At 63.5% G+C, this 20,029-nt stretch carries 22 protein-coding genes, 1 tRNA gene and 1 pseudogene; 14 read left to right on the top strand and 10 right to left on the bottom strand.

Annotated elements, in window-relative coordinates; translation table 11 throughout:
* Nucleotides 1–17: 17 nt before the first annotated feature.
* On the bottom strand, nt 18–1,829 hold the full coding sequence (gene ade / locus P9236_RS07660) for an adenine deaminase (protein WP_278074010.1): 1,812 nt from the start codon (nt 1,827–1,829) through the stop codon (nt 18–20).
* 159 nt (nt 1,830–1,988) lie between these two features.
* Here ade and P9236_RS07655 point away from each other — a divergent pair, with 159 nt between their 5' ends.
* Nucleotides 1,989–2,189, top strand: a complete 201-nt coding sequence (locus P9236_RS07655) for a hypothetical protein (RefSeq protein ID WP_278074009.1) — start codon at nt 1,989–1,991, stop codon at nt 2,187–2,189.
* A gap of 92 nt (nt 2,190–2,281) precedes the next feature.
* Complete coding sequence (locus tag P9236_RS07650; protein ID WP_278074008.1) at nt 2,282–2,941, top strand: outer membrane protein; 660 nt, start codon at nt 2,282–2,284, stop codon at nt 2,939–2,941.
* A gap of 157 nt (nt 2,942–3,098) precedes the next feature.
* On the opposite strand, the gene P9236_RS07645 is transcribed toward P9236_RS07650, so the two are convergent.
* Nucleotides 3,099–3,299: a hypothetical protein gene (locus tag P9236_RS07645; protein ID WP_278074006.1), complete on the bottom strand. Its 201-nt coding sequence runs from the start codon at nt 3,297–3,299 to the stop codon at nt 3,099–3,101.
* A 232-nt stretch (nt 3,300–3,531) separates the two neighbouring features.
* Between P9236_RS07645 and P9236_RS07640 the strand changes: the two genes are divergently transcribed.
* Nucleotides 3,532–3,617, top strand: a tRNA-Leu gene (locus P9236_RS07640).
* Between the two features lie 191 nt (nt 3,618–3,808).
* Nucleotides 3,809–5,518, top strand: coding sequence for a hypothetical protein (locus P9236_RS07635; RefSeq protein ID WP_278074005.1), 1,710 nt, complete (start codon nt 3,809–3,811; stop codon nt 5,516–5,518).
* 21 nt (nt 5,519–5,539) lie between these two features.
* On the opposite strand, the gene P9236_RS07630 is transcribed toward P9236_RS07635, so the two are convergent.
* Nucleotides 5,540–6,118, bottom strand: a complete 579-nt coding sequence (locus P9236_RS07630; protein WP_278074004.1) for an NUDIX domain-containing protein — start codon at nt 6,116–6,118, stop codon at nt 5,540–5,542.
* A gap of 156 nt (nt 6,119–6,274) precedes the next feature.
* On the opposite strand from P9236_RS07630, the gene P9236_RS07625 reads away from it, so the two are divergent.
* The 3 genes from P9236_RS07625 to P9236_RS07615 all read left to right on the top strand — a co-directional run bounded on the left by P9236_RS07625 (nt 6,275) and on the right by P9236_RS07615 (nt 8,021).
* Nucleotides 6,275–7,378: an NADH:flavin oxidoreductase/NADH oxidase gene (locus P9236_RS07625; protein ID WP_278074003.1), complete on the top strand. Its 1,104-nt coding sequence runs from the start codon at nt 6,275–6,277 to the stop codon at nt 7,376–7,378.
* Nucleotides 7,379–7,470: 92 nt separating this feature from the next.
* A complete protein-coding gene (locus tag P9236_RS07620) occupies nt 7,471–7,749 on the top strand; it encodes a DUF982 domain-containing protein (protein WP_278202248.1) in 279 nt (92 codons plus the stop codon).
* 32 nt (nt 7,750–7,781) lie between these two features.
* Entirely contained in the window at nt 7,782–8,021 is a 240-nt protein-coding gene (locus P9236_RS07615) for a DUF2188 domain-containing protein (protein ID WP_278074001.1), read from the top strand.
* Nucleotides 8,022–8,090: 69 nt separating this feature from the next.
* Here the strand turns inward: P9236_RS07615 and P9236_RS07610 are convergent, their stop codons facing one another.
* Entirely contained in the window at nt 8,091–8,378 is a 288-nt protein-coding gene (locus P9236_RS07610; protein WP_278073999.1) for a hypothetical protein, read from the bottom strand.
* A gap of 288 nt (nt 8,379–8,666) precedes the next feature.
* Here P9236_RS07610 and P9236_RS07605 point away from each other — a divergent pair, with 288 nt between their 5' ends.
* The 5 genes from P9236_RS07605 (at nt 8,667) to P9236_RS07585 (ending at nt 12,213) form a co-directional block, all read left to right on the top strand.
* Nucleotides 8,667–9,407 carry a competence/damage-inducible protein A gene (locus tag P9236_RS07605; RefSeq protein WP_278073998.1) on the top strand — a complete coding sequence of 247 codons (741 nt, stop codon included), beginning with the start codon at nt 8,667–8,669 and terminating at the stop codon, nt 9,405–9,407.
* Nucleotides 9,408–9,480: 73 nt separating this feature from the next.
* Nucleotides 9,481–10,314: a universal stress protein gene (locus tag P9236_RS07600; protein ID WP_278073997.1), complete on the top strand. Its 834-nt coding sequence runs from the start codon at nt 9,481–9,483 to the stop codon at nt 10,312–10,314.
* Nucleotides 10,315–10,591: 277 nt separating this feature from the next.
* Nucleotides 10,592–11,092 carry a xanthine phosphoribosyltransferase gene (gene gpt / locus P9236_RS07595; protein ID WP_201410299.1) on the top strand — a complete coding sequence of 167 codons (501 nt, stop codon included), beginning with the start codon at nt 10,592–10,594 and terminating at the stop codon, nt 11,090–11,092.
* A gap of 205 nt (nt 11,093–11,297) precedes the next feature.
* Entirely contained in the window at nt 11,298–11,786 is a 489-nt protein-coding gene (locus P9236_RS07590; protein WP_278073996.1) for an NUDIX hydrolase, read from the top strand.
* A gap of 115 nt (nt 11,787–11,901) precedes the next feature.
* A complete protein-coding gene (locus tag P9236_RS07585) occupies nt 11,902–12,213 on the top strand; it encodes a PilZ domain-containing protein (RefSeq protein ID WP_278073995.1) in 312 nt (103 codons plus the stop codon).
* A gap of 156 nt (nt 12,214–12,369) precedes the next feature.
* On the opposite strand, the pseudogene P9236_RS07580 reads toward P9236_RS07585, so the two are convergent.
* The 4 genes and pseudogenes from P9236_RS07580 to P9236_RS07565 form a co-directional block, all read right to left on the bottom strand.
* Nucleotides 12,370–14,171, bottom strand: a pseudogene (locus P9236_RS07580) (ABC transporter ATP-binding protein).
* Nucleotides 14,172–14,546: 375 nt separating this feature from the next.
* Nucleotides 14,547–14,954: a GNAT family N-acetyltransferase gene (locus P9236_RS07575; RefSeq protein WP_278073994.1), complete on the bottom strand. Its 408-nt coding sequence runs from the start codon at nt 14,952–14,954 to the stop codon at nt 14,547–14,549.
* Nucleotides 14,955–14,979: 25 nt separating this feature from the next.
* Entirely contained in the window at nt 14,980–16,692 is a 1,713-nt protein-coding gene (locus P9236_RS07570; RefSeq protein WP_278073993.1) for an NAD+ synthase, read from the bottom strand.
* A gap of 106 nt (nt 16,693–16,798) precedes the next feature.
* A complete protein-coding gene (locus tag P9236_RS07565) occupies nt 16,799–17,518 on the bottom strand; it encodes a DNA-3-methyladenine glycosylase I (protein WP_278073992.1) in 720 nt (239 codons plus the stop codon).
* Between the two features lie 200 nt (nt 17,519–17,718).
* On the opposite strand from P9236_RS07565, the gene P9236_RS07560 reads away from it, so the two are divergent.
* Entirely contained in the window at nt 17,719–18,279 is a 561-nt protein-coding gene (locus P9236_RS07560) for a DUF1003 domain-containing protein (protein ID WP_278073991.1), read from the top strand.
* On the top strand, nt 18,279–18,893 hold the full coding sequence (locus P9236_RS07555) for a DedA family protein (RefSeq protein ID WP_278073990.1): 615 nt from the start codon (nt 18,279–18,281) through the stop codon (nt 18,891–18,893). The genes P9236_RS07560 and P9236_RS07555 overlap by 1 nt, the downstream gene beginning before the upstream one ends.
* A 16-nt stretch (nt 18,894–18,909) precedes the next feature.
* On the opposite strand, the gene P9236_RS07550 is transcribed toward P9236_RS07555, so the two are convergent.
* Nucleotides 18,910–19,269, bottom strand: coding sequence for a diacylglycerol kinase (locus tag P9236_RS07550; protein WP_278073989.1), 360 nt, complete (start codon nt 19,267–19,269; stop codon nt 18,910–18,912).
* A 77-nt stretch (nt 19,270–19,346) separates the two neighbouring features.
* Nucleotides 19,347–19,766, bottom strand: coding sequence for a GFA family protein (locus P9236_RS07545; protein ID WP_278073987.1), 420 nt, complete (start codon nt 19,764–19,766; stop codon nt 19,347–19,349).
* Nucleotides 19,767–20,029 lie beyond the last annotated feature (263 nt).

The raw sequence follows: 20,029 nt of genomic DNA, 5'->3' as shown, positions 1-20,029 counted from the left end.
CGCTAACGGCAACCCCCTCACACGAAAAGATCGACCTTCTGGAACGTCGTCACGTCGACCAAACCGACGTCGGAGATTCTGAGCTCCGGAATGACCACCAGCGCCAGCAGCGAGTGCTGCATGTAGGCATTGTTGAGCGAGCAGCCGACCTTGCGCATCGCTTCCGTCAGCTGCTCGGCCTTGGCGGCGACGATCTCGGCGCGCTCGTCCGACATCAGTCCGGCGATCGGCATTTCGACCAGCGCCAATTCCTTGCCCTTGGAATAAAGCACGACGCCGCCGCCGACCTCGCTCAGCCGGTTGACGGCTAACGCCATGTCCTCCTTGTTGGTGCCGACGACGATGATGTGGTGCGCGTCATGCGCCACGCTCGAGGCCATCGCGCAGTCCTCGACATAGCCGAAGCCCGAGACAAAGGCATTGGTGACGCCCCCGGTGCCCCTGTGGCGCTCCACCAGGGCGATCTGGCAGATGTCATTGCGGCGATCCATGGCAACCAGACCGTCCTCCACCGGCAGGTCCGCCTCCAGCGCCCGCGTCGGTGCCTGGTTCTCGATCACCCCGATCACCCGCGCCCGCACCTCGTTGGCGCCTTGAGGCGCCGCGATATCGAAATCCGTTGCCGCGAGCTTCTTGCCGAGCTTGACCGTGTTCTTCGCCGTCCGCGGATAGTCGTAGGCGGGAATGTCGATCTCGAGCTTGCCGGCTTTCGCCAGCCTGACGCCGCGGCCATAGACCTCATCGATGGTCATCTGGGCGAGATCGGAGACGATCAAAAGGTCGGCCAGCCGCCCCGGCGCGATCGAGCCGATCTCGCGCTCCAGCCTGAAATGCTGGGCGGTGTTGAGCGTCGCCATCTGGATCGCCGTCATCGGCCTCAGCCCCTGGCCGATGGCGTGCCGCACGACCCGGTCCATATGGCCTTCATGGACCAGCGTGCCCGAATGGCTGTCGTCGGTGCACAGGATGAAGTTGCGCGGATCGATACCGCCTTCGGTGATCGCCTTGATTTGCGCCGCGACGTCGTACCAGGCGGAACCCAGCCTCAGCATCGCCTTCATGCCCTGGCGCACGCGCGCGATCGCGTCCTCGGCCCGCGTGCCTTCATGATCGTCCTCGGCGCCGCCAGCGACATAACCATGGAAAGGCAGGCCGAGGTCGCGCGAGGCATAATGGCCGCCGACCGTCTTGCCGGCCTTGACCGTCTCGGCGATCTCGCCCGACATCACCGGATCGTTGGCGGCGACGCCCGGAAAGTTCATCACCTCGCCAAGCCCGATGATGTTTTCCCAGGTCATCGCCTCCGCGACATCGGCGACCGTAAGCTCCGCGCCGGCATGCTCCAGGCCAGGCGCGGAGGGCACGCAGGACGGCATCTGCACGTGCACGTTGATCGGCATCGCGACAGCCTCGTCATGCATCAGGCGGACACCCGGCAGACCCAGCACATTGGCGATCTCGTGCGGATCGATGAACATCGAGGTCGTGCCGTGCGGGATCACGGCGCGGCAGAACTCCGTCACAGTCACCATGCCGCTCTCGACATGCATATGCGCGTCACAGAGGCCGGGCACCAGATAGCGTCCGCCGGCATCGACCACCTTGGTCCCCTGCCCGATGGCGTGGCTGGCATTCGGCCCGCAATAAGCGAAGCGGCCGGCGGCAATCGCAATATCGGTGCCGGGGATGATCTCGCCCGAATGGACATTCACCCAGCGTCCGTTGCGGATGACCAGATCGGCGGGCTTGCGCCCCATCGCGACGTCGACCAGATGCGTCGCCGCCTCGGTCCAGGGCTTGGGTTTTGTTGGATTGGTGCGGCTCGCCATGACGGACTCCTGTTTGCCCGACTGTGCCAAGCGGGCGCGGTTTTGACCAGTTGGCAAAACTGGTTTGTTTTTAAGACAGATATCTCCTCCGGCAGGACGAAATCGCCTAGACTGGACGCTCTGGCCACCGTTCGGGGCGCGGAAGAGATGGCACACGCGATGCGGTTCGCAATTTTCGTGCTGTCGGCGTGTTGCGCCAGCCTGGCCTTCTTCACCTTGCATTCGTTCTGGGCCTGGGCGGCGCCGATCGCTCTCTTCATCGCCGGCTCGCTGCTCGCCGAATATGCTTTCGGCCGGCTGGCCTCGCCCGAGGAGAAGCAGCGCGACCTGGAAGACCGCGTCCGCAATCCACCGACGTAAACCACTGTTGCAGCCATGCAATTCCGTTCGGCTACGAATGAGGTTAGGCTGCGGCAAAGGAGTCTTTCGAAACCGCCATTTCGGGGAGCTCGATGCGTCGTTTGACGCTCGCCAGTGCCGGCTTTCTTGCACTGCTGTCCGGACCGGCCTTGGCCGCGGACGCAGGCGCCGACCTGCCCATGACCGCGCCAGGCTTCGACTGGACGGGCTACTATGCGGGCCTGCAGGCCGGCTATGGCTGGGGCTCCTCCGACATCTCCGGTACTGAGCCGTTCGCCGCTTCGCCCGATCTCGATGGCGGCTTTGTCGGCGGCCATGTCGCCGGCCTTTGGCAGTTCAACCAGGCGGTGATCGGCGCGCGGGCCGAGCTCAACTATGCCTCGATCGACGGCTCGGCCCTCCTTGGTCCCGGAAATTCTGTCGGCACGGATATAAAATGGCTCGGCTCGGTCAATGCCGAGGCTGGCCTGGCGGCCGATCGCTGGCTGGTCTACGGCGTCGGCGGCGTCGCCTTCGCCGGTATCGAAACCTCGCAAGATGCCGCTACCGGCTTCGCCAAGACCCGCGCCGGCACCGGCTGGACGATCGGCGCCGGGGTCGACTATGCGCTGAGCAACAATATCGTCGTCGGCGCGCAGTACCGCTATTACGATTTCGGCAAGGAGCATTTCGACGTCCCGGACGACTTCTCCGATCGCGACCAGGACGTGAAGCTGCACACGCTAGGCGTGAATTTCAGCTACAAGTTCTGAATTGCGGAGCAGCAACGGAACGAAGGTGGCCGGCGCCCGCAGGGGGCGGGGGGAATGGGTAGGGTCCTGAAGGACGCCGGCCGCGGCGGATCAAATCCACCACGACGGCGACCGTAGCGAACGCCTCGGAAGGCGTAATTGCGCGATCACGCCACTATCAAGGATCAGGCCCGATGGTCTTGCCGGCGGGCATGGCGGCCAGGCACTCCTCCAGCCGCTCCAGGCGCGCCTTTTGCCACCGCAAGCTGTGCGCAATGTCGTGAAGCTTCCCCTTGCCCCCCGAGTTCGCGGCCTCGATCAAATCGAGCTCGAGCTGGGTGATCTGGCGCCGCAACTCCCGCGCCTCGGCTTCCCGCAATCCCTTGATCCACCCTGCCCCGCGCATTGTCACACGCATCTGCCGTCAATGCAGGCTGGAATGTTGGCAAGGAAACGCTAACGATATCGGTGCGGGCAATCTCGCATTTTAAACATCACTAATATATTGCCGCCACAGTGCCTTTTTTTGCGCCGTCGTGCTTGGCGGAAGGACCTCACGCCCGTAAACATGGCTTGACGGCTTCGGGCTGGCATCTGAAAAGGGCTCGCCTGCGGACGTGGCGGAATTGGTAGACGCAAGGGACTTAAAATCCCTCGATCTCTGATCGTACGGGTTCGATTCCCGTCGTCCGCACCATCCTTCGCTTCTTCGAGCCTCCGGGGGCGGTTACCCGATCGAAAGCTTTTCCATGCATCTATCGCTGGCGCGCATGGGAAGGGCTTGGGATGTCGACAATCGGGGCGATTTACCGCCGTACCCACCCGTCGGTCGCAATCGTCTGGCTGGCGCTCAGCGCCGTTCTGAGCCTGCTGCTGTTGCAAGGCAAGATGCCCAACGGCGACGTCGACGACCTGCTGAAACTGCATGAAATCAGGCATCTTCTACAAACGGGCAATCCGTTCGACAGGACGCTGACCGGTATCGCTCAGCCCGAACCCATGGTCTCGCACTGGCCGTGGATCGTCGACGCGCCCTATGCGCTGTTAGCTGTCGCGCTTGCGCCTTTCGTCGGGATGGAAGCTGCAGTCTCCACCGCCGCGTTCATCGTGCCGCCGCTGTTGCTCCTGGTCGCGATAACCCTGCTTTTCCTGGTGATCAGGGAGTTCGAATTCGAACACCCCGGCGCGGTATTGGCCGTCGCCGCCTTCGCCGGATTGCCGTCATTTGCGGAATTTCAACCCTGGCGTATCGACTACCACAATCTGCAGATGCTTATCCTCCTGGCGGCAGCACTGCTGACGATCCGAGGCGGACGCCTTGCCGCCGGGCTGAACGGCGCCTTGATGGCTCTGTCTACGGCCATCAGCGCCGAAATGGCGCCTTTCCTTGCCCTGCCGGCCGGCTTCTACGCATTGACGTTCATCGCCGGGAAGAAAGACACTGACAAAGACCTTCGGGCATACGGTCTCGTGCTGGCGGCAACCGGCACGGCCGCGTTCTTTGTGGTGGTGGGCCCGCACGCCTACACAAGCGCCGCCTGCGACCGTTATTCGCTTTTGCACCTCACCGCGCTTGCGGTCACCGGCGTCGTGCTTGCGGGCGTCTCCGCGGCGGAGAGAGCTGGAAGCTGGCGGATACGGGCGTTGTGCCTCCTCGCCGGCGCCGGTGCGACCGCCGCGCTGCTTATCTTCTTTTTCCCCCAGTGCGCCGGCGGTCCGCTCGTCGGGGTGAGCGACTACGCACGCGACAATTGGCTTTCGCGCATCAAACAGGAGCACAGCGCTTTCCTCAGCCCGGACTTTCTGAGCTCCGATCGTTTCGCCAGGTTTTTCCTCGCCGTCCTGGGCGCTGCGGCGACATGCGTTTTGGCCATTTCCGGCAAGACAACAAGGCGAGCCTGGATCGTTCTTGCAGCCTTCTCGACGGTCGGCCTCCTGCTGGGACTGCTCTATCTGCGATATCTCCGCTTTTTCCCGCTCTTCGTCGGCCCAGGGGTCGCCCTGCTTGTCCACCAAGGCCTTCCTGCCCGGCTGTCGCTGCGGCGCTATTTCGGCGCAAGGTCCGACGACGGGTTGCCGGGCGTTTCGCTTCTAGCCGCTCCGGGCGTGGCGATCATCGCCGTCCTCTTTCTAGTCCAAATGGTTTGGCCCCCGGCGGAAATGCGGCCTCTCGGCATCGACATCGCCAGGGCCTGCGAGAAAGCCGGCGCCGGTTTCGTCTGGCCGGACGGCGCGCGGCTGTTCGCGCCTCCCAATATCGGGGCCGCCGCCTTGGGATCTCCTGTCGGGCTCGAGGTCGTGGCCGTCCCTTTTCACACATCGGCCAAGGGCATCGAGCGCGTCCTGCGATTTTTCGATCCGGCTACGCCCGATCCGGCGCGGCTGCTTGATGAAACCAAGGCCACCCATGTTGCGGTCTGCCGTGTGGAGGAAGAGACCCTCAAGCCGGTCGAAGCTCAGTTTCCGTTGGCCAGCCGATTGGCCACAGGAAAGCCTCCAGACTGGCTGGTGGAGTGTCCCGTTGCCGGCCTGCTGCGCATCTATCGATATCCGGCGGCAGGCGGTCCATCCGGCCAATGCCCTGTCGCGAGCAGATGAGCCGTAGCGCGGTGACGCCCGTCAGGGCGTGATCGGGTTCAATTTCAGATGCTGGATCAGGATGATGGTCTTGGCGTCGACGATACGGCCGTCGCAGATGGCGGCAAGCGCCTCGTCGATGGGCATTTCCAAGACCTCGATATCCTCCCCCTCCTCCGGCGCTCCGCCGCCGTCGGAGATGCGATCGGTCGGCGAATAGCGCGCGGTGAAGAACCAGAGCCGTTCCGTCACGCTGCCGGGGCTCATGAAGGGCGCGAACAGCCGCTCGACGTCCTTCAGCCGGTAGCCGAGCTCCTCCTCCGCTTCCTTGCGGATGCAGGTTTCCGGATCGTTTTCGTCGAGCAGGCCGGCGCAGGCCTCGATCAGCGGCTCGCGGTGGCCGGTAGCATAGGCCGGATAGCGGAACTGCCGCACCAGGAGCACCGTGGAGCGCTCCGGATCGAAGGGCAGGATGACCGCGCCGTCGCCACGGTCGTAGGTCTGCCGGGTCTGCGTCTCCCAGCGTCCGTCGCGGCGGCGATAGTCGAGCACTGTCTTCTTCAGCACTGCCCAGTCGTCGGACAGGACTTCTTCCGAGCGGATGCGGACGCGATCTTCCATGGTGAACTCCATGCTGCCGGCGGCAAGGGTTAGCGGCGAACGGGCGCCTGCGCAATCCTGGAAACCGGCTGGTCCAGCAGGACTTTCACCAGCTCGTGTCTGGCGTGAAGTGCCGCGGCTCCTTAGATAGCGATATCTCTCCCAGGAGCCCGTTTCATGGCATCATCGCTCTTCCAGCCGATCACCCTTGGCAACCTCACCTTCCCCAACCGCATCGCCGTGGCGCCGATGTGCCAGTATTCAGCCGAGGACGGCTCCGCCAGCGACTGGCATCTCCACCACTGGATGAACCTGGCTATCTCGGGCGCCGGCATGGTGACCGTCGAGATGACCGACGTCGAACGGCGCGGCCGCATCTCGCACGGTTGCCTCGGCCTCTATTCCGAAGACAATGAGGCAGCGGCCAGGCGCACGCTCGATGCCGCCAGGCGTGTCGCCGCGCCCGGCACCAAATTCGGCGTCCAACTCGCCCATGCCGGCCGCAAGGCCTCTTGCCAGCGTCCCTGGGAAGGCGGCGGGCCGCTGAAGCCGGATCAGGATCCCTGGCCGATCGTGTCGGCCTCGGCGATCGCTTACGACAGCGGCTGGCAGGTGCCCCATGCGCTTGAAGAGAATGAGATCCTGCAGGTCATCCAACATTTCGCGGACGCGGCCAAGCGAGCCGAGCGCGCCGGCTTCGACTTCCTCGAATTGCACGCCGCGCACGGCTATCTGATCTTCCAGTTCCTGTCGCCGCTTTCCAACCAGCGCACCGACCGCTGGGGCGGCTCACTGGAGAACCGTATGCGCTTCGCCGTCGAGATCGCCAGGGCGGTGAAGAAAGCCGTCCCAGACCTGATGCTCGGCGCGCGTCTTTCGGTGAAGGAATGGGTCGACGGCGGTTTCGACGTCGAAGAGGCGATCGAGGTAGCCAAGGCGCTGAAGGCGGAAGGCATCGCCTATCTCTGCTGCTCCAGCGGCGGCAATTCGCCATTGCAGAAGCTGCCCAGCGGTCCTGGCTATCAGGTGCATCTGGCGGAAGCCGTGCGCAAGGGCGCCGGCATTCCGACGCGGGCGGTGGGGCTGATCGACGATCCGAAGCAGGCCGAGGCGATTGTGGCCGACGGCCGCGCCGACATGGTGGCGCTGGCGCGGGCCTTCCTTGCCGATCCGCGCTGGGGCTGGCGCGCGGCGGCGACGTTCGGCGAGGAAATCCGCCCGGCCCCGCAGCTGGCGCGCTCGGTGACGACGATGCAGCACTGGATGAAGGCAGCCGGCTGACGGCATCGATAGGTGACGCAAGGGCTGAGACCTTTGGGCGCAGGGGTCTCGCCACGATTGCAACCAAATTGGCCGTTTTGCGTTGGCGCGCCATGACAGACAACAAGCCATTTGAAAAGCCGGTGGTGGTCGAACTCGGCCATGTCGGCAAATATCGCCAGATCCGCAGCACCCGCGAAGCCGCCGAGTGCCTGATGACAGTCTGGCCGCTCAATCGCGGCCAGCGGCATCGTGATGCTCTCGACACTTGCCTCAAGGCGCTGGAGGGCTATCGTTCGACTGCGGACGCACGCCGCGCATTGATCGAGGCAGCCGAGGAATCTGAAGTGCTGGTTCCCGAAGACAGGTTGCCCGACGAAAAGCTGCATTGAACATTAAGGGGTTTCCCTACCGGAGGATTTCCATGGCGAAACTGACTTACAAGATCGTCGAGCATGATGGCGGTTGGGCCTACAAGGTCGGCTCGACTTTTTCAGAAACATTTCCCACGCACCAGGACGCGCTGCGCGCCGCCGAGATTGCTTCGGCCGAGCAGCAGGTCGCCGGCAACACCGACGGCATCCAGTATGAGGACTCCGAGGGCGTCTGGCATGACGAACTGGCCGACGGCCGCGACCGGCCACAAACCGAAGTCTCCGACTAGTGTTTACGCCCGCGCCGCGGCCGACCATGCCCTTGCCTTCATGCCGGCCGCTGGCGGACGCGTCAGTTGTTATTTGCCGCAGTACTGATCGTTGACGTTCTGCCCGGCATTGGCGTCGGGTCCGGGCGTATTCGAGGCGCATGGGCCGATGGGACCTGGATTGCCGAGGCTGTTTAGGCCGGTGGCTTCGCTGCTCGAAGAGATACTGCCGGTGGCGTAAGGATCGACCGGCACTGTCCGTTCGTTCGAGACCGGACGATCATGGTGCCACCACGACCACATGTCCGAGGACTGCGCCATAGCCGAGGTTGCCATACCCAGTATGAGTGCGGAGGCTGCAAGAATTTTCGTAAGCATTGGATACTCCATTTGGTTGGTCGCCGGGGTGTGACGGCGACGCCAATGAAACCCTGGGTTGGGTCCAAAAGTTCCAAGAGAAAATCGGCGTGAGAGCGGGACGTGCGACACGTTTGTGTGACGAGGCCGTGAGCGGCCGGATCATCGGCTCGGCGCAATCGCCGTCGAAATTCAGGTCACACCGGCACTTTGCCCGTAACCGCCTCTGCCACAAGAGGCTACCCTGCTTGCGCATTGCGGCCGGCTGCCGGCCGCGTTATCTCAGGCGGCCTGTTACCGGAGTGAGCCATGCCTGAAATTGTCACCGCCGCCATGCTCGTCATCGGCGACGAGATCCTCTCCGGCAGGACCAAGGATAAGAACATCGGCCATCTCGCCGACATCATGACGGCGATCGGCATCGATCTGAAGGAAGTGCGCGTCGTTCCCGACGAGGAGGACGAGATCGTCGCCGCGGTGAACGCGCTGCGCGCCCGCTACACTTATCTCTTCACCACCGGCGGCATCGGCCCCACGCACGATGACATCACCGCCGATTCGATAGCCAGGGCCTTCGGCGTGCCTTGCGAATACGATGCCAAGGCCTATGCCATGCTCGAAGCAAGCTATGCACAGCGCGGCATTGAATTCACCGAGGCGCGCAAACGCATGGCGCGCATGCCGCGCGGCGCCGACCACATCGACAATCCGGTATCGATCGCGCCCGGCTTCCGCATCGGCAATGTTCACGTGATGGCCGGCGTGCCGTCGATCTTCCAGGCGATGCTCGACAATGTCGTGCCGACGCTGAAGACCGGCACTAAGATGCTGTCGGCCACCGTGCATTGCCCTTTCGGCGAAGGCCTGATCGGCGGACCGCTGGCCGACATACAGAAGGCGCATCCCGACACCATCATCGGCTCCTACCCGAAATATGGCGACGGCAAGTTCTGGACCGAGCTTGTGGTACGCGCCCGCAGCGAAGAGGCTCTCGAGGCCGCGCGCAAGGACGTCGAGGCCATGGTGGCGGGCTTGTCGGCCGCAAGCTGATCTCCGGAACCAGCAAGGCTACACTGGCGTTTCTGAGACGGCATTCTCGTGCCGGCCATTGAGGGGGGACGTCATGCGCTTCAAGACGATCGTCGCCATTTTGCAGAACGAACAGGACGCCGAGCGCGTGCTCGACTGCGCCATCCCCCTCGCCGAGCGGTTCGAGAGCCACCTCGTCGGCATCCATGCGGAAGCGCTGCCGGTCCCCTATACGTCGGCCACCGGTTTCCCCGACACGGAATTCCTGCAGGTCTCGTCCGAGATGAACAAGGAGCGCGCCGACAAGCTGCAGGCGGTCTTCCTCAGGCGCGTCGAGGATTCCGGCTTGTCCTTCGAATGGCGCAGCCTGGAGAGCTTCTCCGGCGACAGCGCGCTGACCGGCATATCGAGCGTGCGGGCGGCGGATCTGATCGTCGCCGCGCAGCGCGAGTCCGGTGGCGACCCGGGCGCCGATGTCGACACGCTGGTCTATGACGCCGGCCGGCCGGTACTGGTCGTTCCGCATGCCGGGCCGCTGGTCACCACCTTCAGGCGCGTGCTGCTTGCCTGGAACGGCAGCAAGGAGGCGGCGCGCGCCGCCTTCGACGCCCTGCCCTTCATCAGCGAAGCCGACAAGACCGACATTCTCGTCATCGATCCGCCGGAAACGCTCGACGAAGCTCCCGAGGCGGCCGGCGCCGAGATCGCGGCCGCACTGTCCCGCCACGGCGCCAATGTCAGCGTTTCGGTGCAGAAATCGAACGGAGCCTCCGTCGACGACATCATTCAGGAAAGGATCGCCGAATCCGGCGCCGATCTGCTGGTGCTTGGCGCCTACAGCCACTCTTGGCTGCGCCAGCTCCTGTTCGGCGGCGTCACCCGCACCGTGCTGCGCACGGCAAACGTGACGGCCTTCCTGTCGAGATAAGCATGTCTCGCGAAAGCGGGAACCGATTTCGGGACAAAGACCTGCATCGAACAAGAACGTAATGCATGTCGCCCAAAGTGCGCAGCGGTTTTGGGAAAACGACATGCATCAGAACAAAGACTGAAGCGCGTCGCTTGAACGCGTTTCAGCGCGACGCGCTCCAAGTCCACAGCCATCGCTGGCTGCCACCTTGCCAAGCCTGGCGCTTTCCGGCTAATTCCGCCTGCATTCCATAGTATCTGCGCGCCACGGCGCGCGCTTCAGGAGTGCGCGAACCATGTCCCTTCCCGAAAAAGCCTTCCCGGTCTCCTGGGACCAGTTCCACCGCGATGCCCGCGCGCTTTCCTGGCGGCTCTCCGGCGCCAGCAAGGGACAATGGAAGGCGATCGTGTGCATCACACGCGGTGGCCTGGTGCCCGCGGCCATCATCGCCCGCGAGCTCGGCATCCGCGTCATCGAGACGGTTTGCGTCGCCTCCTATCACGACTACACCAGCCAGGGTCAGTTGCAGGTGCTGAAGGAGATTTCGCCCTCGCTCCTTGCCGACGATGGCGCCGGTGTGCTGATCATCGACGACCTCACGGATACCGGCAAGACGGCGGGCATCGTGCGCGCGATGATGCCAAAGGCGCATTTCGCCACCGTGTATGCCAAGCCGAAGGGCCGGCCGCTGGTCGACACATTCGTCACCGAGGTCAGCCAGGACACCTGGATCTACTTCCCCTGGGACATGGGTTTCACCTATCAGAAGCCGATCGCCGACGATCACGCCGGTTGAGTAGCCGCCATATCTTCCAAGAATCCGGCCGCGAAGGCGTGCGCAGGCCCAAGATTTGCGCCTCATGGGCCTAGTACTTTGTGAGATCGACTTTTTCTGGGGGGATTTTCCAGAACGAGTGAAGTTTTTTACTTTTAAAGCTCATAATTCGCCGTAAGATTCGTAAGGTGGCAAACGATTCCGGAGGCTGGGGGCAGCTTCTCCAATGTTGACGAGGCCGACGACGCACAACCAGATGGCCGAAAGAGTCCGGCGACTCTTCGGCACGGCGCCGTGCCGCCTGCAGGTTGCCGCCCTGCCCTGGCGCAAAGGTGAAAGCGGCGTCGAGATCATGCTGATCACCAGCCGCGACACCGGACGCTGGGTTCTGCCCAAAGGTTGGCCGGAGGCAAGGGAGCCGCTCTGCGAGGCTGCCGCCCGCGAGGCGAGCGAAGAGGCGGGATTGCGCGGCGCCGTCTCGCATCTCGAAGCCGGGCGCTACTTCTACGGCAAGGTTCTGGCCTCCGGCGAGGAAGTGCCTTGCGAGGTCCTGGTCTTCCCGCTCAAGGTCGACCGTGTCGCCGACCGCTGGAAGGAAAAGCGCGCCCGCACCCGCAAATGGGTCGGCTCCGCCGAGGCCGTCAGCATGGTCAACGAGCCCGATCTTTGCCAGATCATCGCCTATTTCTGCGCCGATCCGCATAGATTCGCCTAAATCATCGATCACATAATCACATATGCAGCGCCACGAGCATACCGCGCCTTGCGGTGCACGGGCATCGGTGCTTTGTTGCCGCTGCAGGTGCCGATTCGGCTAATGGCGTCGATCAATGATGAACCCCGCGCAACCACTCGAAGAGACCTCCGGCGAACACCGGCGCGAGCATCGCCAGCGCGTGCTCAAGGGCGGGACGATCATCACGGGCATACAGAATTCCGAGGTCAGTTGTACGCTGCGCAATCAGAATCCCGGCGGTGCTGAGCTGAAAGTCGCGCCGGAATCGCGCGTCCCCGATCATTTCCTGCTCTATGTTCCGGTTGACGGCGTGGCCTATCGGGCGGAAGTCTGCTGGCGCCGCAACGACCGCGTCGGCGTCAAGTTCACCGGCACCGAGCCCAAGCCCAGGCTGCATTACGGCTGACGGTCCGCCCGCTAATGCATGTCTCCCGAAAGTGGGACCCGGTTTCGGGACAAAGACCTGCATAAAATCAAAACCTAAAGCGCAGGGAGCGAATCCAAAAGATCGCGACGCGCTTTAGCCGGGAAGGCACCCGGCCGAAGCCGGATGCCGTTCATTTCACGCGACGAGCCCCTTGGTCTGTTCGAGCGCCTGGCGCTCGAACAGCCGCCGGTAGATGCCGCCATTCAGCCTGATCAGCTCGTCATGCGAGCCTTCCTCGACGATGCGGCCACGGTCGAAGACCAGCAGCCGGTCGAGTGCCCGCACGGTCGAGAGCCGGTGCGCGATGACCAACGTCGTGCGCCCGACCATCAGTCGCTCCATCGCCTTCTGGATAAGCACCTCCGATTCCGAATCGAGGCTCGATGTCGCCTCATCAAGAATCAGGATGCGCGCATCGGCCAGGAAGGCGCGCGCTATCGCCACGCGCTGGCGCTCGCCGCCCGACAGCTTCACGCCGCGCTCGCCGACCAGGGTGCCGTAGCCTTTGGGCAGGTTGGCGATGAAGTCATGCGCGCTGGCGAGTTTCGCCGCATGTTCGATCTCTGCCTGCGTGGCGCCCGGCCTGGCATAGGCGATGTTCTCGGCCAGCGACCGGTGGAACAGGATCGGCTCCTGCTGCACGATGGCGATCTGGCCGCGCAGCGATGCCTGCGCGACCTTCGAGATGTCCTGGCGATCAGGATCTTGCCTGCATTCACGTCATAGAGGCGCTGGATCAGCTTGACGAAGGTCGTCTTGCCGGATCCCGAATGCCCGACCAGTCCAATGCGTTCGCCTGCCGCTATGTCGACCGAGAAGTCGCGGTAGAGCGGCAACCGGTGATTGCCATAGTGGAACGTCACCTTGTCGAACGTGATGCGACCCTCGGTGATCCGGATTGCCCGAGCGCCTGGCCGGTCCTCGATGCCGAGCGGCTCCGACTGGAAATCGACCAATTCCTCCATGTCGTTGATCGAGCGCTGCAGGTTGCGGATATGCGTGCCGATGTCGCGCAGATAGCCCTGTAGGACGAAGAACGAGGTCAGCACGAAGGCGATGTCGCCGGCGGTTGCCTCGCCCCATGTCCAAAGCACCAGCGCCAGCCCGATCACCGCGGCCCGCATCAGGAGCAGCATCGCGCCTTGCGTGGTGCCGTTGACCGTGCCGCGCATCCAGGTGCGGCCCGTGCGCAGGCGCCATTTGGCCACGACCCTGGCAAGGCGCGCCTCCTCGCGGGTCTCGGCGCCAAAGCCTTTGACCACCGCATTGCAGCTCACCGCGTCGGCCAGCGCGCCGCCGAGGCGCGTGTCCCAGCTGTTGGCAAGGCGTGCCGCCGGCGCGACATAGCCGAGCGACAGCATTGCGGTGACGGCGATGAACAGCACCGAACCGATGGCGACCACCAATCCCATCATCGGCCAAAACCAGCCGAGCAGCAGCGTCGATCCGACGAGCATGACGACCGAAGGCAGCAGTGCGATCAAGATCGTGTCGTTGAGCAAGTCGAGCGCCCACATACCGCGCGTGATCTTGCGCACCGTCGATCCGGCGAAGCTGTTGGCGTGCCAGTCCGTCGAGAAGCGCTGGACGCGGCGGAAGGCGCCGGCGGCGATGGTCGACATCATCTTCAACGTCAATTCGACGATCCACATGAAGGCGACGTTGCGCAGCACGACACCGGCCAACGCCAGCGCTACCAGGATGGAGAACGCCGTCATCGCGGCGCGCCAAGCCACCTCGTCGGCCCCGCCGCTGCTGGCGACCGCGTCGACCAGCCGCCCGGAGTAGAGCGGCGTCAGCACGTCGGCGAGCGTGGCCAGCAGGAATGCGCCCATGATGAGCGACAGCCGCCATGGCTGACAGCGCCAGTGGTCGAACGTGAAGCCGAGCACGCTGCGAAAGGCGCTTGCGCGCAGGTCGATCTTGAAACGAGACATGATGTCATCCGGGCGCAGACAGGCCCGGTCCCGGTAAAGTCAAATTGGAAAACCCGCGTCGGCGCCGTCGGCGCCCTCTAAAGCGGGAGGTTCAGTATGGTTGGCGCCCGCGCGAAGGCGGCGACCGGCAGGGCAAATGCCTTTTCCGCGTCTGGCTTTCCGAAGGGATTTCGGGCAGCCAGTGCAGACCTAGGCTTCGCAGCCTCGCATAACGATGTAAAATCCTGCCATACGGTCCTCCCGAAAGGGAATCGCGGAGAGCCTCTTATAGAGGCGGCTCACCACCTCGCCAAGACAGACTGTCGCGAAAACGGCATTTGGCCCAAGCACTGCGATGAATTTGCAACAACGGCCGGTTGTGCCCGATCCGAGCCATCAGGCTACGGGGTTGCGCTCCAGTCGCATGTAGCGCCCGTCGGTCTCGAACCCGAACTTCTGGTATAGGCTGTGGGCGTCGCTGGTCGTAAGGCTCCAATGGGACACGGTCTTCACCTCGGGATGGTCGAGGAGGGCTTGGACGAGCCGCTTGCCGATGCCACGCCCGCGATGCTCCGGCCAGACGATGATGTCGGCAAGATAGGCAAAGACCGTGTAATCGGTGATCGCTCGGGCGAAGCCGACCTGCTTGCCGTCGACATAGGCGCCGACGCAAAGCGAGTGGGCGAAGGCTCGACGATGCATCTCGTCGTTGCGCGCGCTGCCCCAATAGCTCGCCATCAACTGGTCCGAGGTCGCCCGGAAATCGATCCGTGACGGGTCGAAGCTGATTTCAACGTCAGGCATGGTTGCTGGTCTGTCGTGAAATAGGTTAGCCGCGGTCGCGGAACCGGTTGGTGATCGGGTAGCGGCGGTCGCGGCCGAAATTCTTCCTGGTGATCTTCACGCCCGGGGCCGCCTGCCGGCGCTTGTATTCGGCGATGTAGAGCAGGTGCTCGACGCGCGTCACCGTCGCCCGGTCATGGCCGCGCGCGACGATATCGTCGACGCCCATCTCGTTCTCGACGAGGCATTCGAGAATGTCGTCCAGCACCGGATAGGGCGGCAGCGAGTCCTGATCGGTCTGGTTCTCGCGCAGTTCCGCCGACGGCGCCTTGTCGATGATGTTCTTCGGGATTACCTCGCCCGATGGGCCGAGCGCGCCCGGCGGCACATGCGCGTTGCGCCAGCGCGAGAGCGCGTAGACCTGCATCTTGTAGAGGTCCTTGATCGGGTTGAAGCCGCCATTCATGTCGCCGTAAAGCGTGGCGTACCCCACCGACATCTCGCTCTTGTTGCCGGTGGTTACTACCATCGAACCGAACTTGTTCGAGATCGCCATCAGGATCGTGCCGCGCGCGCGGCTTTGCAGGTTTTCCTCGGTGATGCCCTCCTGAGTGCCCTCGAAAAGCTGGGTCAGCGCATGCTTGAAGCCTTCGACCGGCTCGGAGATCGGCACGATGTCGTAGCGGCAGCCGAGCGCCCTGGCGCAGTCCTCGGCGTCCTTCAGCGAGTCCTTGGACGTGTAGCGGTAGGGCATCATGACGGTGCGCAGCCGCTCCTCGCCAAGCGCGTCGACCGCGAGTGCGGCGCAAATCGCGGAGTCGATGCCGCCCGAGAGGCCGAGCACCACGTTCTTGAAGCCGTTCTTGTTGACGTAGTCGCGCAACCCGAGCATGCAGGCGCGATAATCCGCCTCCTCCCGTTCGGGGATCTTCGACATCGGGCCTTCGGAGCAGACCCAATGGTCGGAATTGTTTGCATTTTGCGCGCCGGTGGCGACGCGGCTTCTCTTCCAGGTGGTGACGGCGACTGCTTCCTCGAACTGGCTCATCTGGAAGGCAAGCGTCTTGTCCGCGCCGATGGCAAAGGACGCGCCGTCGAAGATAAGCTCGTCCTGGCCACCGAGCTGGTTGGCGTAGATCATCGGCAAGCCGGTTTCGATAACTTGGCGGATGACGACCTGGTGGCGGACGTCGATCTTGGCGCGATAGTAGGGCGATCCGTTCGGCACCAGCAGGATTTCCGCGCCGCTTTCGGCCAGCGTCTCGCAGACGGCGATGTCGCCCCAGATGTCCTCGCAGATCGGAATGCCCAGCCGCACGCCGCGAAAATTCACCGGCCCCTGCAGCTGCGGCCCGGCCTGGAAGACGCGCTTCTCGTCGAACTCGCCATAATTCGGCAGGTCGAGCTTGTAGCGCTCGGCGATGATCTTGCCGCCGTCGGCGAAGACGATCGAATTATGCGTGCCGCTCTTGCGCTTCAGCGGCGTGCCGATGATGACGCCGGGACCGCCATCGGCGGTGTCCTTGGCGAAATCTTGCGACGCCTTTTCGCAAGCTTTCAGGAAGGCCGGCTTCAGCACCAGATCTTCCGGCGGATAACCGGCGAGGAAGAGCTCGGTGTAGAGCACGAGGTCGGCGCCCTGACGTGCCGCATCCGCCCTCGCCTCGCGCGCCTTGGCGAGGTTGCCGGCGACGTCGCCGACGGTAGGGTTGAGCTGGGCGACGGCAATGCGCAGGATGTCTGGGGCGGCTTGGGTCATGACGTGGATTTAGCGTGGTGGAATTCGCCGGGCAATGACGTTTGCTTGTGCCACCTCGTACGTGATCGGCAAGCGCCGACGATTTCCGCACTACGGTCGCAGCCGGTCAGGTCGGCTCGCCCATATATTCGTGCAGTGTCTCCGGCGAATGGTTCTCGCCGATCGACATTGCCAGGATGCGCGAGATGTGCCGCCGCGGCAGCCCCGTTTCGGCCGACCATTGGTTGAGCTGCGCCTGGATCTTGTCGAGGTCCCGCTTCGAGGTCGGGCTCTCGGCAATGTCGAGGCCGGCATCGCGCAACGCCGCCGCCATGTCGGCGGAAACGATGAAGGTGTCCCACTCCAGCCAGCGCAGGAAGTACTGGCCGGTGTTGCCACCCAGACGGCTTCCATGCTTGCCGAGATAGGCGGTCAGCCCGACCTGATCGTCGGCCGGCCATTCGGCGAGGAACTTGCCGAAGCCGCCATGCTCTTTGGAGACGCGGTCGACGAAGGCCGCATTGTCGCGAACCGATTTGATCTTCTGCGGGTTTCGCACGATGCGCTTGTCGGACGCCAGCTCGTGCCAGAAATCGTCCGGCTGGAACAGGAGCCGCTTCGGCTCGAAGCCAAGGAACGCCTCCTCGAAACCTGGCCATTTCTGCTCGATCACGCGCCAGACGAAGCCGGCGGCAAAGATGCGTTCGGCCATGGTGGAGAGGATGCGGTCGTCGGGAACTTTCGCCACGGCCGCGTTGTTGGGCATCGGCCCAAGCAACGATGCCAGCGCCTCTTCACCACCCTTGCGCTTTGCCGCCCGGGTACGAATTTTCTGGAAATCGGCCATCTCCGCCCTCGTCTGTTCCAACCAATCTATCACTTCCCGTCGGGCTCGGTAGCCTCTACCTCTATGAGCAATTCCAGGAAAAACTACGCACGGGTTTCCGTGGGAATTGCGTGAGAACAAGAGCATTCCACGAAAAGTGTGTTGCAGTTTCCATCCGGAATTGCGCGGGAACAGATGACAGACTGAGGGATGGAGGGACCATGCACAAGACGATCGACGATCTGGCAAACCGCTGGCTGAAGCGAAAGCCCGACGGCCTCACGGCCCTCGAGAGCAGAGTGTTGCAGAGCGCGCTTGACCGCACCACCATCACCAGGGACACCAACAAGGCCGTTGCTTTCCACTCCACCTATGGCGACCGCGTCGCCGACACGATCGCCCGTATCGGTGGCTCGTGGTCCTTCATCCTCGGCTTCATCGCCTTTCTGATCCTGTGGACCTTCGGCAACGCCTGGCTGCTGACCCGCGACGCCTTTGACCCCTATCCTTTCATCTTCCTGAACCTAGTGCTCTCCATGGTCGCAGCGCTGCAGGCGCCGGTGATCATGATGTCGCAGAACCGCCAGACCGAGCGCGACCGCATCGATGCCGCGCACGACTACGAGGTCAACCTGAAGGCGGAGATCGAGATCATGGCACTGCATGAGAAGCTCGATGAACTGCGCCACAGCGAGATCATCGGCATGCGCGACGAGATCCTGCGCATGGCCGAGCAGATCAGGCGGATCGACGAGAAGCTCGCGGCACGGTCGCCAAGCTGATGACCGAGACCATCCACCGTCTCATCGAGCAGTATGGACTTGTCGCGGTCTTTCTGGGCTGCGTCGCCGAGGGCGAAAGCGCTGCCATCCTCGGCGGTTTCTTCGCGCACCAGCAGGTCTTCGTGCTCTGGCAGGCTTTCGCAGCTGCCTTTCTCGGCGCCTTCGCCGGCGACACCTTCTTCTTCATCCTCGGCCGCAGCTTCGCCGATCATCCCTACGTACGCAGGATGCGCCGGCGGCCGGGCTTCCGCCGCGCCTACCGGCTGCTCAATACCCATCCCAACATTTACGTGCTGACCAACCGCTATATCTATGGCATGCGTCTTGTCGGCGGCATCGCCGCAGGATTGTCGACCGTGTCGCTGCCACGCTTCGTCATCCTGAACGCCGTCTCGTCGGCAGTCTGGGCCGCGCTGTTCGGCACCCTCGGCTACGTCTTCGGCCTCAGCGCGGAGCATTTGATCGGCCAGGCGCTCATTCGCCACGAGCGCCTGCTCGTTGCGCTTGCGGTCGGCCTTGGCGTCGCGATTCTTGCGTGGCTGGTCGCGCACCGCGTTGCCGGAAGGGAACGCGCCAAGGACGCGGAAGGCGATCAGCTGGATCGCCCGTCTTAAGCCTATGCCGGCAAGCTCAGATCGGCGCCCCGACGATGCGTTCGATCAGGGCGATACCCCAGACACCGGCGGCAATCACGATCGAAATCAGCACGGCCAGCGAGCCGCAGTCCTTGGCAAGCTGAATCTCGATGTGGAATTCGCGGGAAATGGCGTCGCACGCGGCTTCGATGCCCGTGTTGATGACCTCGACCATGATCATCAGCAGGACCGCGCCGATCAGCAAAGCATAGCCGCGCCATGACACCGAAATGAACCAGCCGGCCGGCAGGGCAAGAGCGAGCAGCAGCAGTTCCTGCTGGAATGCCGCTTCGTGGGCGGCCAGCTTGCGGAAGGCCCGCACCGAATTGATGAAAGCGTCGATAAGCCGCTGCATGCCCAGCCCCGTTTTGAATCACCGTCAGGGGATTATCGCAACGGCCGGGTCAAGGGAATAAGGCAGTCACTCCAAAGTCATTCGTCCGCGACCTTGATCGACGGCGTCGACTTCTCGAATTGCGGCAGTCCGTCGTCGATCGCGTAGTAATCTCCCTTGTCGCCGACGAAGATGTGGCTTTCGGCCGAAAGGCCGGTCGGCTTGTCGAACGAGCCGGCCATGATGGAGATGGTATCCAGTTCGTTGTGCTTCCAGAACAGCACGGAGCCGCAGCTGCGGCAGAAGCCGCGTTTCGCAACGTCCGAAGCGCCGTACCAGGCGAGCGTGCCGGCCCCCTCTATGTCGATGTCGGCGTCTCTCGAGGACGTCGCGGCAACGAAATGGCCGGTTTGCTTGCGACATTGCGAGCAATGGCAATAGACCACTCCGCGCAACGGGCCCCTCGTCCTGAAGCGCACCGCCCCGCACAGGCACGATCCACTGTGATTTTCGTCCATCCCGGCCTCCTTCGAGGCCGTTCGCCTCGATCGTGCCGGACAAGATTCCAGTTTTGCGGCTGCCGGGCGCAGGCAAATGCGACACCGAAAAGGCGCCTTTCAAAAGCCACGCCGGCACCGAATTGCAGCCTGTGGTAGCAGAGACGATGAGGAAATGCAGGCCATTAAGGAAACTTTAGCGCAACTGCATCTATGATTCCTGCAAGCGAAGGTCGTGTTGGGGACGCGCCGTCGCATTCGCAATTCTCATTCAAATCCCCGCG

Source organism: Mesorhizobium sp. WSM4884, from assembly GCF_029625675.1.
GTDB lineage: Bacteria > Pseudomonadota > Alphaproteobacteria > Rhizobiales > Rhizobiaceae > Mesorhizobium.
Note: the sequence above shows the minus strand (reverse complement) of the source record. Positions and strands in the feature narration are given on the sequence as shown.

Excerpts from the sequence above, each read along its gene's own strand:
- ade (WP_278074010.1), bottom strand. The coding sequence starts at position 1,829 with ATGGCGAGCCGCACCAATCCAACAAAACCCAAGCCCTGGACCGAGGCG.
- P9236_RS07655 (WP_278074009.1), top strand. The coding sequence starts at position 1,989 with ATGCGGTTCGCAATTTTCGTGCTGTCGGCGTGTTGCGCCAGCCTGGCC.
- P9236_RS07650 (WP_278074008.1), top strand. The coding sequence starts at position 2,282 with ATGCGTCGTTTGACGCTCGCCAGTGCCGGCTTTCTTGCACTGCTGTCC.
- P9236_RS07635 (WP_278074005.1), top strand. The coding sequence starts at position 3,809 with ATGCCCAACGGCGACGTCGACGACCTGCTGAAACTGCATGAAATCAGG.
- P9236_RS07630 (WP_278074004.1), bottom strand. The coding sequence starts at position 6,118 with ATGGAAGATCGCGTCCGCATCCGCTCGGAAGAAGTCCTGTCCGACGAC.
- P9236_RS07625 (WP_278074003.1), top strand. The coding sequence starts at position 6,275 with ATGGCATCATCGCTCTTCCAGCCGATCACCCTTGGCAACCTCACCTTC.
- P9236_RS07620 (WP_278202248.1), top strand. The coding sequence starts at position 7,471 with ATGACAGACAACAAGCCATTTGAAAAGCCGGTGGTGGTCGAACTCGGC.
- P9236_RS07615 (WP_278074001.1), top strand. The coding sequence starts at position 7,782 with ATGGCGAAACTGACTTACAAGATCGTCGAGCATGATGGCGGTTGGGCC.
- P9236_RS07610 (WP_278073999.1), bottom strand. The coding sequence starts at position 8,378 with ATGCTTACGAAAATTCTTGCAGCCTCCGCACTCATACTGGGTATGGCA.
- P9236_RS07605 (WP_278073998.1), top strand. The coding sequence starts at position 8,667 with ATGCCTGAAATTGTCACCGCCGCCATGCTCGTCATCGGCGACGAGATC.
- P9236_RS07600 (WP_278073997.1), top strand. The coding sequence starts at position 9,481 with ATGCGCTTCAAGACGATCGTCGCCATTTTGCAGAACGAACAGGACGCC.
- gpt (WP_201410299.1), top strand. The coding sequence starts at position 10,592 with ATGTCCCTTCCCGAAAAAGCCTTCCCGGTCTCCTGGGACCAGTTCCAC.
- P9236_RS07590 (WP_278073996.1), top strand. The coding sequence starts at position 11,298 with ATGTTGACGAGGCCGACGACGCACAACCAGATGGCCGAAAGAGTCCGG.
- P9236_RS07585 (WP_278073995.1), top strand. The coding sequence starts at position 11,902 with ATGATGAACCCCGCGCAACCACTCGAAGAGACCTCCGGCGAACACCGG.
- P9236_RS07575 (WP_278073994.1), bottom strand. The coding sequence starts at position 14,954 with ATGCCTGACGTTGAAATCAGCTTCGACCCGTCACGGATCGATTTCCGG.
- P9236_RS07570 (WP_278073993.1), bottom strand. The coding sequence starts at position 16,692 with ATGACCCAAGCCGCCCCAGACATCCTGCGCATTGCCGTCGCCCAGCTC.
- P9236_RS07565 (WP_278073992.1), bottom strand. The coding sequence starts at position 17,518 with ATGGCCGATTTCCAGAAAATTCGTACCCGGGCGGCAAAGCGCAAGGGT.
- P9236_RS07560 (WP_278073991.1), top strand. The coding sequence starts at position 17,719 with ATGCACAAGACGATCGACGATCTGGCAAACCGCTGGCTGAAGCGAAAG.
- P9236_RS07555 (WP_278073990.1), top strand. The coding sequence starts at position 18,279 with ATGACCGAGACCATCCACCGTCTCATCGAGCAGTATGGACTTGTCGCG.
- P9236_RS07550 (WP_278073989.1), bottom strand. The coding sequence starts at position 19,269 with ATGCAGCGGCTTATCGACGCTTTCATCAATTCGGTGCGGGCCTTCCGC.
- P9236_RS07545 (WP_278073987.1), bottom strand. The coding sequence starts at position 19,766 with ATGGACGAAAATCACAGTGGATCGTGCCTGTGCGGGGCGGTGCGCTTC.